The following is a 12912-nucleotide window of genomic DNA, read 5'->3' as shown; positions in this document are numbered from 1 at the left end:
AAATGGACGCCAGCGCATTCCCCATCTGGGTTCTCGCCATCGACTACCTGCTCGGCGTGGTGATGTGGACTCTTTTTGGCCGCTTCGCGATGTCGATTTTCCTGCCGGAGGATTCGCACTTCTTCTTCATGCGCTTCTTCGTCCGGGTGACCAACCCGCTGCTCCGCTTCTTCGCCCCGGTGACCCCGGGTTTCCTGCTGCCTTGGCTGCACCCACTCTATGTCGCCTGGTTCTTCTTCATGATCCGCTTCTACCTGCTGCCTTGGCTGCTCGGTTACGGCGCTATGGGCATGCTCTCGCTTCCCCTGGAAAGCGAGATCTCCTACATGGTCTATGACCTGATCGGACAGCTCGTCGGGCGATAGAGAAGTATCCTCCTTCGTCAGAGCTGTACGGCAAGAACGGAGCAGACATATGGCGGGCGACTACCATCGCCGCGTTCTCGGACGCGTCCGGGAACTTCTCGACAACGAAGAGGAAAGCGAAATCGCACGGCTGGAGCGGGCGCTCCGACTCATCGCCATGCATCGCTCGCAGCTTGTCTCCAACACCTTGCGCCGGCATGAGGGAGACGTCGTACGCTCCGGCCCCTTCGCCGGTACCGTCCTGCCGGGCGAGATCGCGGAGGGTTGCACAGCGCCAAAACTGCTCGGCACCTACGAAGCCGAGCTGCACCCGGTGATCGAGCATGTCGTCGCGCGCGGCTATGGCACCGTGGTGAATATCGGCAGCGCAGAGGGTTATTACGCGGTCGGCCTCGCCCGGCTGATGCCGGCGGCACGCATCCTCGCCTACGATCTGGATCCCAATGCCCGGCGGCTGACGGCAGAACTGGCGGCGCTGAACGATGTCAGCGAGCGGATCGCTATCGGCGAGGCTTTTGCCCATGAGGACTTCGCCACCCTGCCCGCCGGCGACAGTTTCATTTTCTGCGACATCGAAGGCGCGGAACTGGAATTGCTCGATCCCAAGAAGGCGCCGGCGCTCGCGGAGTTGGACCTGCTGGTCGAACTGCACAATCTGCCGGAGATTCCGCTCTACAGGGAGTTTCTCGAGCGCTTCGAGAAGTCGCACGAGATCGAGATGATCGCCCCCGCACCTCGCAACGCCGGAGCTTTTGCTGAGCTCCGCGCGCTTAACAGCCTCGACCAACTGCTCGCCGTCTGGGAATGGCGCCGCGGTCCGACACCCTGGGTGTTGCTGACGGCAAAGAAGGTCGGCGGATAAGTGCGCTCTATCCCCGTCCCGCGATCTGATCGCGCAAGAGGAGTGCCCGGCGTGCCCGCTCGACCACGGGCACGTCGATCATCTTTCCCCGGAAACTGACCGCGCCGAGACCTTCCGCCATAGCGGCATCGTAGGCCGCGACCATCGCCTCCGCCGTCTCGATTTCCTCCTCGGTCGGAGAGAAGACCTCGTTCAGGATCGGCACCTGGGCCGGATGGACGCAGGAGGCGCCCTCCATGCCAAGCGCGCGGGCACGTTCCGCACTGGCCCGGAAGACATCCATATCGGTGATCTCGGCGATCGAACCGGCAAAGCCGAGCGGCAGGATACCGGCCTCACGGGCGGCGCGCTGGACGAGGCGCATGTCCTCGACAAGATCGCCCGGTCCGAGGGTGGGCATGCCGAGGGCGGCGGAATAATCCTCCTGACCGAGAGAGAGCCCCTTCAGGCGTGGGCTGGCCTTGGCGATCTCCCGCACGTTATTCAGGCCGCGAGGGGTCTCGATCAGGCCCATGAAGCAGACGCTCCCGATCTCCATTCCGCGCTCGCGCTCCAGTTCCTCGACCGTCTCGTCGAGGAAGGCGAGATGATCGGCGCTCTCAAGCTTCGGCAGGCAGAGGCCGGAGATCTCCGGCCAGACCGCCGCCTCGAGGTCCGCGACGGTCAGACGCCAGGGCCGGTTGATACGAACCAGAACCTCGGTGCCCGCATTCGAGATCACCCGAGCCGCGTCGCGCAATACCTTGCGGGCGGCAGGCTTCTCCGACGGCGGGATGCTGTCCTCGAGATCAAGCTTGATGGCGTCGGCGCCGCGCGCGGCCGCCTTCTCGACGAAGCGCTCGTTGGTGACCGGGACATAGAGCAGAGAACGCCAGAGCGGCAGGGTTCCGGCCATGGTCAGATCACTCCCTCTTGCGCGAGACGCGCCTGTTCGGCTTCACCGATCCCGAGGCCGGACCAGATTTCGGCATTATGCTCGCCCAGCTCCGGCGCCGGGCTGCGCACCGCGCCCGGAGTGTCGGAGAGCCGCGGGATCACCGCATGCATGGGCAGAGTCCCGATATCGGGATCCGGGAAGGCCTCGACCACACCACGGCCCTCCATGTAGTCGTCGTCGGAAAGCTGGGCGACATCGGCCACCGGGCCGACCGTGACCCCCGCCTTCTCGAAGATCTCCAGGCATTCGGCCTGGGTGCGCTCGGCCATGTAGTCAGCGACGATCGGATCGAGGATGTCGTTGTTCTTCACCCGGTCGGAGTTGGTCTTGAAGCGCGGATCGTCGATCAGGTCCGGCCGGCCGATGGTGCGGAAGAGCCTTTCGGCCATTGCCTGGATCGAGCCGGACAGCGCGACATACTTCCCGTCCTTGCAGCGATAGGTATTGCGCGGCGATGTCAGGTTGGAACGGCTCCCGGTACGCGGCGGCACCTTGCCGGAGAGCGCGTAATTCGCAGCCTCGGGCCCGAGAATGGCGTGAATCGGCTCGAAGAGCGAGAGATCGATGCTCTGCCCCTTTCCACCCGAGACCTCGACATTCCTCAGCGCAACCATGACGGCAAAGGCGCCGTAGAGCCCCGCGATCATGTCGGCCAACGCCAGCGGCGGCAGCACCGGCGGGCGGTCTCCGAAGCCATTCAGAGCCGCGAAACCGCTCATCGCCTCAACCAGAGAGCCAAAGCCCGGCTTGTGCTTCCAGGGTCCCGTCTGCCCCCAGCCGGAGACCCGGACCAGGGTCAGCTTCGGATTGCGCGCCTGCAGAACCTCCGGCCCGAGACCCCATTCCTCGAGGGTCCCCGGCTTGAAGTTCTCCACCACCGCGTCGGCGGTCTCCACCAGCTTAAGGAACAGTGTCTTGCCTTCGTCCTTGCGGAGATCGAGGGTGACGCTCTTCTTGTTGCGACAAAATACCTTCCAGTGGGTGGCCACGCCCTCAGTGCGCCAGTTGCGGAGGTCGTCGCCGAAGCCCGGGCGCTCCAGTTTGATCACCTCGGCACCGTAATCGGCAAGCACGTGAGTGACCATATTGCCGGCGACGAGACGGGAGAGGTCGAGCACCCGCACGCCGTCGAGCGGCAGCTTCGCGCCGGTCCTGTAGTCGTTCGCCGGATAGCGGCCCGACGCCGCCTGGGCCGTGCTCATGCCGCCGCTCCCTTGGCTCCGGCACGCGCGGCCTCGAGGAAATGGCCGGTCTCCGCATCGCCCGTATTAAAGGCAGTGACGAGGCGGATACCGACCGAGCCATCCGGCGCCTCGCCGAAGGCATAGTACTGGCAACCCGCGGCGCGCAGCGCCTGATGCACGGAAGCGGAAATGCGGGCGAAGATCTCGTTGCCGTCAACCGGATGAAGCAGCTCAACGCCGTCGACATTTCGGAGTCCGTCAGCCAACGCTTTCGCCGCGCCATTGGCGTTTGCCCCATAGCGCAGCCAGTTTTCGTTCTCAAGATAGGCGCAGAGCTGGGCCGAGAGGAAACGCATCTTGGAAAAGAGATGACCGCCGCGCTTGCGACGGAACTCGATATCCTTCGCCAGTGCCGGGTCGAAGAAGATCACCGCCTCCGCCGCAAAGGCGCCGTTCTTGGTGGCGCCGAAGGAGAGCACATCGACCCCGGACTTCCAGCTCGCTTCCGCCGGCGAGCAACCGAGCGCATTCACCGCGTTGGCAAAACGGGCGCCATCCATATGCAGCCTCAACCCGTGAGCGTGGGCGACGTCGGCGATCGCCCGTATCTCTTCGAGCGTGTAGGCTGTCCCCTTCTCCGTCAGCTGGCTGATGCTGACCGCGGCCGGCTGGGCATGGTGCACAGCCGCGGCCGCGCTCGGATCGCCGAGCTTGGCCTTCAGATCCCCGGCCGAGAACTTGCCATCGGCCCCGCCGAGCAAGGTGAGCTTGCCGCCACCGATATAAAATTCCGGCGCCGCGCACTCATCTTCCTCGATATGCGCACCCTCGTGGCAGTAAATCACCCCGTAGGGCGGCGCGAGCGTGGCGAGGGCAATCGAGTTGGCCGCGGTCCCGGTCGCGACAGGATAGGCCGCGAGTTCGGTCTCGAAAGTCTCCGCCGCCAAGGCGCGGAATTTCTCCGTCAGATCGTCATTGCCGTAAGGCATGGCGAAACCGTCTGCCGCCTCTGCCAGAGCCGCGACGATCTCCGGTGCCGCGCCGCCGACATTATCGCTGGCGAAATTGACTCTCCAGCTGTTGGATTGCGCACTCATGCCTTGCTTTCCGGGATCATCGCCACGTTGCCGAGAGGCTCGCCGGTCGCAAGATCGATCACGATCAGCCGGACGGTCTCGCCCTTGTCATTGACCTGCAGGATCATCTTGCCGTCATGGAATTGTGCCGGGCCGAGCTCCGCGCCGTCCGGAACCACAACCCGCAGGGTTTCCGAAGTCCATTTACTCATCGTCTCTTTCCTCGATTGATCAGTTATTCGCCGGGGCAAGCTCGAAGGCACCGAGTTCCTTCCCGGTCGCCAGATCGAAGACAAGCAGGCGGATCTTCCGGTTCGGAAGGTTCATCTGCAGGATCATGCGACCGTCGTCGAACTGCGCCGCGCCGAGGCGGCCGCCCCGCGGAACGGTGATGTGCACAGTCCCGAACGGGGTCGCGACCGGCTGCGTCGTCCCGGCTGCGGGCGCAGGTGCCACGACCGGCGCTTCGGCGACCTCCTGGTCGCCGCTCCCGGCAAGGCGGGTCGCGATGGTGTAGGCGATCACGCCGAGCCCGACGAAGATCATGATCCCCATCACAACGACGGCGATTTTCACGGGCAGCAGCCAGGCGGGTTCTGCCGCCTTCTGATTTTCATCGCTATCGGGTAGCTTCGCGGCCATGGATCCTGCTTCAGAGACACTTCAGATAGAAATCGCATCCGGCGAGGCCGGGCAGAGCGACGAGACGACCGACCGCATCGACCGCTGGCTCGCCGGGCGCCTCGCGGAGATGCCCGATGTGCCGAAACTGTCCCGGAGTCGGTTGAAAAATCTCATCCTGGACGGCCGCGTCAGCGCCGGAGAGGCGACGATAACCGACCCCTCCGAAGCGGTCAAACCGGGCCGGACCTATTGTATCGCGGTGCCGCCGCCGGAGCCGGCCGACCCGGAACCGGAAGCGATTTCGCTCACCGTCGTCTATGAGGACTCGGACCTGATCGTCGTCGACAAGCCGGCCGGCATGGTGGTGCATCCGGCCCCGGGCAGCAGCGACGGCACGCTGGTCAACGCCTTGCTCGCCCATTGCGGCGGCAGCCTGTCCGGCATCGGCGGCGTCCGTCGGCCCGGAATCGTGCACCGGATCGACAAGGATACCAGCGGCCTCATGGTGGTCGCCAAGAGCGACGAAGCCCATCACGGGCTGGTCGTGCAATTCGCCGCCCATACGATCGAGCGGCTTTATCGTGCGGTCACCCGCGGCGTGCCGCCAAAACCGGCCGACCGGATCGAGGGCGCAATCGGGCGCAGCCAGCGCAACCGCAAGAAGATGGCGGTTACCGCGAAAGGCAAACCGGCAGTCACCCATTACAGGATGATCGAGCGTTTCGGCACCCGCGCCGCCCTCGTGGAGTGCAGGCTCGAGACCGGCCGCACCCACCAGATCCGGGTCCATATGAGCCATATCGGCCATTCGCTCATCGGCGATCCACTCTACGGACGGGGCGCCAAGGCCGGAGACCCGGAGGCGGTGAGAGGTTTCAAGCGCCAGGCTCTGCATGCCGCCGTGATCGGCTTCGAGCATCCGGTCACGAAGGAGCGGCTGCGTTTCGAAAGCCCGCTTCCGGCTGACATGGAAACCCTGATCGCGGGTTTGCGGCAAACCGGGGAATAAGATTGTTTTCACTCAGCGACCAATCGGCCGTAAACAAGGCCTTAAAATCGCCACAGAGGAACACTACATAGTGTACCGGACGGGGGAACATTGAGCGTTGCTGCGCGTTTCCCCTCACCCGGCCGGTTTCGGACAGACCGCCGGACAGAGTGACGAAGGGGACAATATGGCACAGGCGACACTTCCGACGCTTACGGCTGAAGGCAACCTTACCCGCTATCTGCAGGAAATTCGCAAATTTCCGATGCTGAAGCCGGAAGAGGAATACATGCTCGCCAAAAGCTGGCGCGAGCATGAGGATTCCGAGGCCGCCCACAAGCTGGTCACGAGCCATCTCCGCCTCGTCGCCAAGATCGCGATGGGCTATCGCGGCTACGGCCTGCCGCTGGCGGAGCTGATCTCGGAAGGCAATGTCGGCATGATGCAGGCGGTCAAGCGCTTCGATCCGGAGCGCGGCTTCCGCCTCGCCACCTATGCCATGTGGTGGATCCGCGCCGCGATCCAGGAATACATCCTGCATTCCTGGTCGCTGGTGAAGATCGGTACCACGGCGGCACAGAAGAAGCTGTTCTTCAACCTGCGCAAGCTGAAGGGCCAGATGCAGGCGATCGAGGAAGGCGACCTGTCGCCGGAACGGGTGACCGCCATCGCGGAAAAACTCGACGTGCCGGAACAGGACGTCATCAACATGAACCGGCGGCTCTCCGCTCCGGACCACTCCCTGAACGCACCGCTTCGGGTCGAGGGCGAGGGCGAGTGGCAGGACTGGCTCGTGGACGAGCATGAAAGCCAGGAAGAGCAATATGCCGAAAGCGAGGAACTCGAGCAGCGGCGCAAGCTCCTGTCGGTCGGCATGGAAGCCCTCAACGAGCGCGAGCGTCACATCCTGACCGAGCGCCGACTGAAGGAAAACCCGACCACGCTTGAGGATCTCAGCCAGGAATACGATATCAGCCGGGAACGGGTCCGGCAGATTGAGGTCCGCGCGTTCGAGAAGCTGCAGAAAGCAATGCGCAACGCCGCTATCGAGCAGCGCCTCGAGACCGCGTCCTGATCGGTCGGGCCTAGCCCTCTTTCGGGTTCGCCGCGGGCTCGGCCTCGGCGGCGTGCGCAGTTTCGTCGAGGGCTCCGGCCACGCCGGGGCCCCATTCCTCGACCAGCTCTCGCTGACGCTTCCGCAGGCGACCGATCCGCTGCTCGATCCGCATGGCGATCCCCATCGAGACGATGCCGGGAGCAATCAGGTAAATACACCAGCCCAACCCGGCGGCCCCCAGCATGGTCAGCCAGGCGAAGGGGTCGGCCATGATGGCGAAGGCGCGCTCGTAGGAATGTCCTTCGGACCAGAGCTGGGCGACAAAGGGCAGAACCCCGACGAAGTTCATACAGCCGACGCAGAGCGTGGTGTATTTCTCCCGCCGCCGGTCGATCGCCATCGCGGCGAAGGTCGGCATCATACCGATCCCGAGCACAAGCACCGTCGGCAGCGTGAACAACATCAGGCCGCCGACGATCGTTATGAGGATCACCTTCATCGAAGCGGCATTTGCCGAACTTGATGCCATTGCCCGTCCCGATATTCTCCGCAGCGGGCAGTTCCCGCAGCGCCTCTCCGATTTCCGAGTTTATACCAGATAGAGGATTACGATAGCGGTCGTTCCCACACTGCCGAGGACCCCGGACACGACGGCGGCGGCCTGCTCCCCGACTTCCGCCGCCAGACTGTCCTTGTTCTGGAGATCAAGATTCATCTGCGCGATCTGGATCGCACATTGAGTGAACTCCTGCTGGGCCCGCTGATAGCCCTGCTGATCCCGCTGCTGCGAGCGCTGGTCGTCGAATATTTTCAGGATCTCGCCGAGTTGACCCGATTCCGAGGCCTTCATAACGCTGTTCTCGACCACGGCCCGGGCCTTCAGATTGTGGAAGGCATTGACCGCCGGCTTCATGAGCTCGACGAACCAGTGACTGAGGCCCGGCATCGGCCCGTTACGCGAGAGCGTCTGGATGCGGGCAAGCAGGCGCAAGACATTGAGCGCGTCGATGGCCGGGCGGGTGTCAGAGGAGTTGCCGAGCGGCCGGAGCAGACGGTCGTCGATATCCGTCGATCTCGCGCCGAGGAACGCCGCCAAATGCCGGTCCATCGGAATCGGCGGGCGGCGGTCCTGCTGCGCTACAGCCTCAAGAGCCGGGATCACTTCGGCCGGCTCGGTCACGTAGAGATGCTCGATCATCGAGCTCATGCAGTGAATGTCTTCATTCAGTTCGTAAAGCACTCGCTCAAGCCCATAGCCGGGCCCGGAACTGTTCAGGAGCGTCGGAAGCTTGTCGAACTTGCTGAAGAGCTCCAGGAGATCCTGCTTCGAACGCGTCTGCACCGACATCCAGGGGCCGACAGACCGGCTGCCAATGAAGGCCGCCACCTTCTGCCGCGTCGCGTCGTTGTTGAAATCGAGTGCGAGAGTGGGTCCGACACCGCTGATATGGGCGGAAAAGCCCTTGTGGCGGATCGGAGCGGCGGGATCGAGACCGATGGCAACCCGGGTCACCAGGCGCGCGTCCTCTTCGGCCGGCGCGCTCTGGATACCGTTCGGACCGCCGGTCACCTTGTTCACCGCCTCAACGACATTCTCGTTGCCGAGGGAGCGCCGCAGCCAATTGTCAAAGTCCTGCCCCCGGACAAGTTCTCCGGCGGTGCTCCAATTTCGACCGATTGCGTGCGCGACAGATCGCACGTTCTCGTATGTACCGCCGCCGACCATCAGAGGACGAGCTGCTTTCTGAGGCAGCTTGACCTGCTTCGGCGTCAGGCGGCGCCCGCCGAGCCAGAGCTCGACGTCGCGGATCGTCCAGCGCTCTCGCGGATCGTCGGTCAGCAGGCCTCGCAGCACCTCGACCATGTTCATCTGCAGCCGCGTGCCGCCGACGAGACAGGCATAGGAGCCGAAATTGATACGGTCGAAAATCATCCGCTGCGGATCGGCCTCCTCCGCCGGCAACCGGCCGGTCAGCAAGCAGAGCAGAGTGGCGCCGACTGAAAACAGATCGTCGAGCACACTGCCGTCGCCGCGCGCCGTGCGATCCGCCATCGCGCATTCCAGGCTTTCGAAACTGTTCGGCTGATTGAGCCCCGGCGGACAGGTGACGCACTCTCCCAGCATCACCGAGCGGCGGTTGGTGTCGGAATAGAACAGATTGTCCGGCCGGATATTTCTGTGCGTGATTCCGCGCTGGGACATTTCGCGCATGGTCGAGACCAGCGGCGTCAGAAAGCCCCGAGACAGCTCCTCGTCCGCGAAAGCCTCGATGCTTTGGCTGTCTCCGGCGAACACACGGCCGCCGCGTGGCCGGTCCATCACAAGCACGGGCATGCGCCGGCCGGTCATGGCCCAATTCACCACGCCATGTTCGTGCACGCGCATCAGATTGTGGTTCGGGAATCCCCTCAGCGCGTTGATCGCCTCGACCCGGATCGGAATCTTGGGGTCACACACGAGGGCCAGCATTTCCGAATTGTTGCTGGTATCACGACAGGCGTATGCCTTCGCCGAAGGCGAATCATAATCTGGCAAAGGCTGACCGGGATCGATATCGTACCGGTCATTGAGCGTGACCAAGTCCGCCATGCTGGCAGGCCCCCTCAATCAGGAACCCAACGGGTTTCCCAAGCTTTCGCAAAGATTGCAAGAAAAAGCAGCGGCGGAAGGGGGTTATCCGCCGTGATTGTAGCTCTCTCTCAGGCCTCAGCCGCGGAACGGATCGTGGACCAGGATGGTGTCCTCGCGCTCCGGACTGGTGGAGAGCAGGGCGACCGGGGTCTCGATCAGTTCCTCGACATAGCGGATGTATTTCACCGCGTTGGCCGGCAGATCCGCCCAGGACCGCGCGCCGAAAGTGCTTTCGGACCAGCCCTCGACCGTCTCGTAGATCGGCTTGACGGCAGCCTGCGGGCCGACACCGGACGGGAAATAGTCGATGGTCTCACCGTTCAATTCATAGCCGACGCAGATCTTCAGTTCGTCGAAACCGTCCAGCACGTCCAGCTTGGTGAGCGCGATACCATCGACGCCCGAGACCTTCAGCGCCTGCCGAACCATCACGGCGTCGAACCAGCCGCAACGGCGCTTGCGACCGGTCACGGTCCCGAATTCCCGTCCCCGTTCGCCGAGGCGCTGGCCATTGTCATCGTCAAGCTCGGTCGGAAATGGACCGGAGCCGACACGGGTCGTATAGGCCTTCACCAGGCCAAGTACGTATCCGACATCGCGCGGGCCGAGGCCCGAACCGGCCGCCGCCTGCCCTGCAACCGTGTTGGAGGAGGTGACGAACGGATAGGTGCCGTGATCGACGTCCAGCATCACGCCCTGTGCGCCCTCGAAGAGAATGCGCTTGTCGGCAGCGACGGCCGCTTCCAGCTCGCGCCAGACCGGCTTCACGAACGGCAGAACCGTCTTGGAGATCTCCTTAAGCTCGGCGAGGGTCTCTTCCGGATCGACCTGGTCCTCGCCCGCGCCCTTCAGGAAGATATTGTGATGCGCGACCAGTTCGCGGACGCGCGTCGCAAGGCACTCCGGATCGGCGAGATCGGAGACTTTGACCGCGCGGCGGGCGACCTTGTCCTCGTAGGCGGGGCCGATGCCGCGACCCGTCGTACCGATCTTGCCCTCGCCTTTCACCGCCTCGCGGGCCTGGTCGATCCGCCGGTGCACCGGCAGGATGAGCGAGGCGTTGTCGGCGATGATGAGGCAGTCGGTGGTGATCTTCACGCCGGCCTTGCCGAGGGTCTCGATCTCGCTCGCGAGCGCCCACGGATCGACCACGACGCCGTTGCCGATCACGGAGAGCTTGCCTTCGCGCACGACGCCGGACGGCAGAAGGCTCAGCTTGTAGGTCTGGTTGCCGATCACCAGCGTATGGCCGGCATTATGCCCGCCCTGGAAGCGCACGATCACATCGGCGCGTTCCGAGAGCCAGTCGACGATCTTGCCCTTGCCTTCGTCGCCCCACTGGGCGCCGATCACGGTGACGTTTCTCATGGTCTGTCTCGTCTTTCTCTAGATCCGACCGCATGTGAGCGGCCCGGGTTCAGAGCGCCGCCGGCGCTCCGTCCTTCAGCAGATGGCTGCAGCCGAGGCGCGATGCTTCTAGCGCCGGTTCGCCTTCTTTGTCCAATCCCGCGATGGTGATCCAGCCCTCGGCGCGAAGCGCGCGGGCCGTTTCGGCGGACGTCCCGAACGGAAGATAGAGCCGGTCCGGCCGCACCGGCTCCGGCAGCGCCCGCATCACGGTTTCCATGTAGAGCGTGAATCCGGCTGAACGCAGGCCTTCTCCGCCGTCGACCCGGTAACGGCCGCCGCGTCCGAGTTCGCCACGCACACCGCGGGAAAACAGGCTGAAACCATATCCGGTGTAGTACTCGAAGCCCCGGTTTTCCACGGGATCGATGGTCATCGCAAGCTCCGGCTCGACCGCCGACACGCTTTCCGCAATGGATGCGATCCGATCAATCGCCGCGCGGGCCGCCTCCGGAAGGGAGACAGACTGGAGCTGCTTCAGAGAGTCCTGCCAGGCCCCGGCAGCCGCCATCAGATCGGTGAGGACAGGCTCCATAGGACCCGCCAGCTTGCTGACCTCGGAGGCATGCTTGCGGTCGATCGCGGCCCGGAGTGCCGCAAGCGTATCAGGATCGAGTTCCGCTTCCCCGAGCAGCACCGGGATCACCCGTGGCGCGGTCAGATCGACCGAAAGGTTCTGGACTCCAATCGAACGAAGCGCCTCAACAGCCAGCAAAATCGGCTCGACATCCGCCGCGACGCTGTCGCCGCCGAGCAGTTCCGCACCGACCTGGACAAGTTCTCGTTCGGGGCTGAGCTGGTTGGCGGAGACCCGGAGCACTTCGCCCGCATAGCAGAGACGGAGCGGTCTCGGTTCGCTCTTCAGGCGCGTGGTCGCGATGCGCGCAATCTGCACGGTCATGTCCGCACGTACGCCCATCATCTTCTGCGAGACCGGGTCCATCAGACGGAAGGTCTTGTCGCTCATCGCCGCGCCGGGACCGGCGAAAAGCGACGCCTCGAACTCGACCAGCGGCGGCTTCACCCGGTCGTAGCCATGCGCGGCGCACTGCGCCAGCAGCGCCTCGATGACCCGCGCCTCATGCGCCGCGTCCAGCGGAAGCACGTCGCGCAGTCCCGCGGGCAGCAGGGCGCGTCTTGTCAGTTCGCTCTCGCTGTCTGGATGCGACACGCGGTCTCTCCGGCTCTGAAGGCAAAAAAGCGCCTTGTCCTAGCGGTTTTGTGCCGCTGCCGCAACCGGATGCTGGCGCCGGGCAGGCTCCCGTTTCCGTCACAGCACAGCTTTATTCGCTCTTTACAGATGTGCATATGCACATTAAATGGCGGACATGGACGCGAAGCTGGCTGGATACATGTCTGCCAACTGCCTGGTGCTGAAAACGCGCCGGGCAGCCCGGTCGATCACCCGGCGCTACAACAGACTGGATCTGCCGCTCGATCTCAGCGCGCCGCAGATCTTACTCCTCTTTTCAATCTCCGGCGGCGGCTTCGAGTCTGTCAGTGCGCTCGCGGAACGCACCGCCATCGAACGGAGCGCGCTCACCCGGAACCTCAAGGTATTGCGCAAGAAAGGGCTCATTTCCTCGGAAGCCGAGGGACGCGGCCGCGCCCAGCGCGTCGAGCTGACCCCGGAGGGCGCGAAATGCGTCGCCGATTTCATCCCGATCTGGTTCGAAGCGCACGACCGGATCAAAGAGGATCTGGGAGAAGAGAAATGGAACAAGGTTCAGGAAGCCCTGCAAATCCTGAGCGATCTGAACTGATTATTTAACCAAAGTTG

14 protein-coding genes are annotated in these 12912 nt (G+C 63.9%); 5 read left to right on the top strand and 9 right to left on the bottom strand.

All coding sequences use genetic code 11. The annotated features are described in order from the left end of the window. The first annotated feature begins 2 nt into the window (after positions 1 to 2). Both NUH88_RS16855 and NUH88_RS16850 read left to right on the top strand, forming a co-directional pair. A complete protein-coding gene (locus tag NUH88_RS16855; protein ID WP_257767563.1) occupies positions 3 to 365 on the top strand; it encodes a YggT family protein in 363 nt (120 codons plus the stop codon). Positions 366 to 414: 49 nt separating this feature from the next. After that, positions 415 to 1227, top strand: coding sequence for a class I SAM-dependent methyltransferase (locus NUH88_RS16850; RefSeq protein WP_257767562.1), 813 nt, complete (start codon positions 415 to 417; stop codon positions 1225 to 1227). 7 nt (positions 1228 to 1234) lie between these two features. Here NUH88_RS16850 and NUH88_RS16845 read toward each other — a convergent pair whose 3' ends face one another. The 5 genes from NUH88_RS16845 to NUH88_RS16825 are packed head-to-tail and all read right to left on the bottom strand — an operon-like array spanning position 1235 to position 5066. Next, positions 1235 to 2122, bottom strand: coding sequence for an HpcH/HpaI aldolase/citrate lyase family protein (locus tag NUH88_RS16845; RefSeq protein WP_257767561.1), 888 nt, complete (start codon positions 2120 to 2122; stop codon positions 1235 to 1237). 2 nt (positions 2123 to 2124) lie between these two features. After that, positions 2125 to 3366: a CaiB/BaiF CoA transferase family protein gene (locus NUH88_RS16840; protein ID WP_257767560.1), complete on the bottom strand. Its 1242-nt coding sequence runs from the start codon at positions 3364 to 3366 to the stop codon at positions 2125 to 2127. Next, entirely contained in the window at positions 3363 to 4445 is a 1083-nt protein-coding gene (locus tag NUH88_RS16835) for a threonine aldolase family protein (RefSeq protein WP_257767559.1), read from the bottom strand. The genes NUH88_RS16840 and NUH88_RS16835 overlap by 4 nt, the downstream gene beginning before the upstream one ends. Continuing rightward, positions 4442 to 4636 carry a hypothetical protein gene (locus tag NUH88_RS16830; RefSeq protein ID WP_257767558.1) on the bottom strand — a complete coding sequence of 65 codons (195 nt, stop codon included), beginning with the start codon at positions 4634 to 4636 and terminating at the stop codon, positions 4442 to 4444. Before NUH88_RS16830 ends, NUH88_RS16835 begins: the two co-directional genes overlap by 4 nt. A gap of 19 nt (positions 4637 to 4655) precedes the next feature. Next, a complete protein-coding gene (locus NUH88_RS16825; protein WP_257767557.1) occupies positions 4656 to 5066 on the bottom strand; it encodes a hypothetical protein in 411 nt (136 codons plus the stop codon). Between NUH88_RS16825 and NUH88_RS16820 the strand changes: the two genes are divergently transcribed. Then, the gene (locus tag NUH88_RS16820) at positions 5065 to 6057 is read left to right on the top strand and encodes an RluA family pseudouridine synthase (protein ID WP_257767556.1); all 993 of its coding nucleotides are present in this window, start codon (positions 5065 to 5067) and stop codon (positions 6055 to 6057) included. The two genes, NUH88_RS16825 and NUH88_RS16820, sit on opposite strands and share 2 nt — an antisense overlap. A 166-nt stretch (positions 6058 to 6223) precedes the next feature. Further along, a complete protein-coding gene (rpoH, locus tag NUH88_RS16815; RefSeq protein WP_257767555.1) occupies positions 6224 to 7111 on the top strand; it encodes an RNA polymerase sigma factor RpoH in 888 nt (295 codons plus the stop codon). Positions 7112 to 7121: 10 nt separating this feature from the next. Here the strand turns inward: rpoH and NUH88_RS16810 are convergent, their stop codons facing one another. From NUH88_RS16810 to NUH88_RS16795, 4 genes are all read right to left on the bottom strand, one after another. Then, positions 7122 to 7622, bottom strand: coding sequence for a hypothetical protein (locus NUH88_RS16810; RefSeq protein WP_257767554.1), 501 nt, complete (start codon positions 7620 to 7622; stop codon positions 7122 to 7124). 60 nt (positions 7623 to 7682) lie between these two features. After that, the gene (locus NUH88_RS16805; RefSeq protein WP_257767553.1) at positions 7683 to 9683 is read right to left on the bottom strand and encodes a hypothetical protein; all 2001 of its coding nucleotides are present in this window, start codon (positions 9681 to 9683) and stop codon (positions 7683 to 7685) included. Positions 9684 to 9800: 117 nt separating this feature from the next. Continuing rightward, complete coding sequence (locus NUH88_RS16800; RefSeq protein ID WP_257767552.1) at positions 9801 to 11093, bottom strand: adenylosuccinate synthase; 1293 nt, start codon at positions 11091 to 11093, stop codon at positions 9801 to 9803. Between the two features lie 49 nt (positions 11094 to 11142). Then, positions 11143 to 12303 (bottom strand): ATP phosphoribosyltransferase regulatory subunit, encoded by a 1161-nt coding sequence (locus NUH88_RS16795; protein ID WP_257767551.1) that lies wholly within the window; start codon positions 12301 to 12303, stop codon positions 11143 to 11145. A gap of 148 nt (positions 12304 to 12451) precedes the next feature. Between NUH88_RS16795 and NUH88_RS16790 the strand changes: the two genes are divergently transcribed. Continuing rightward, entirely contained in the window at positions 12452 to 12895 is a 444-nt protein-coding gene (locus NUH88_RS16790) for a MarR family winged helix-turn-helix transcriptional regulator (protein ID WP_257767550.1), read from the top strand. Positions 12896 to 12912: the final 17 nt, after the last annotated feature.

The organism is Nisaea acidiphila, assembly GCF_024662015.1.
In the GTDB taxonomy this organism is placed as follows: Bacteria; Pseudomonadota; Alphaproteobacteria; order Thalassobaculales; family Thalassobaculaceae; genus Nisaea; species Nisaea acidiphila.
This window is presented reverse-complemented; position numbering and strand designations above follow the sequence as displayed.

Coding starts and splice junctions, on each gene's coding strand:
- NUH88_RS16855 (WP_257767563.1), top strand. CDS start 3: ATGGACGCCAGCGCATTCCCCATCTGGGTTCTCGCCATCGACTACCTG.
- NUH88_RS16850 (WP_257767562.1), top strand. CDS start 415: ATGGCGGGCGACTACCATCGCCGCGTTCTCGGACGCGTCCGGGAACTT.
- NUH88_RS16845 (WP_257767561.1), bottom strand. CDS start 2,122: ATGGCCGGAACCCTGCCGCTCTGGCGTTCTCTGCTCTATGTCCCGGTC.
- NUH88_RS16840 (WP_257767560.1), bottom strand. CDS start 3,366: ATGAGCACGGCCCAGGCGGCGTCGGGCCGCTATCCGGCGAACGACTAC.
- NUH88_RS16835 (WP_257767559.1), bottom strand. CDS start 4,445: ATGAGTGCGCAATCCAACAGCTGGAGAGTCAATTTCGCCAGCGATAAT.
- NUH88_RS16830 (WP_257767558.1), bottom strand. CDS start 4,636: ATGAGTAAATGGACTTCGGAAACCCTGCGGGTTGTGGTTCCGGACGGC.
- NUH88_RS16820 (WP_257767556.1), top strand. CDS start 5,065: ATGGATCCTGCTTCAGAGACACTTCAGATAGAAATCGCATCCGGCGAG.
- NUH88_RS16825 (WP_257767557.1), bottom strand. CDS start 5,066: ATGGCCGCGAAGCTACCCGATAGCGATGAAAATCAGAAGGCGGCAGAA.
- rpoH (WP_257767555.1), top strand. CDS start 6,224: ATGGCACAGGCGACACTTCCGACGCTTACGGCTGAAGGCAACCTTACC.
- NUH88_RS16810 (WP_257767554.1), bottom strand. CDS start 7,622: ATGGCATCAAGTTCGGCAAATGCCGCTTCGATGAAGGTGATCCTCATA.
- NUH88_RS16805 (WP_257767553.1), bottom strand. CDS start 9,683: ATGGCGGACTTGGTCACGCTCAATGACCGGTACGATATCGATCCCGGT.
- NUH88_RS16800 (WP_257767552.1), bottom strand. CDS start 11,093: ATGAGAAACGTCACCGTGATCGGCGCCCAGTGGGGCGACGAAGGCAAG.
- NUH88_RS16790 (WP_257767550.1), top strand. CDS start 12,452: ATGGCGGACATGGACGCGAAGCTGGCTGGATACATGTCTGCCAACTGC.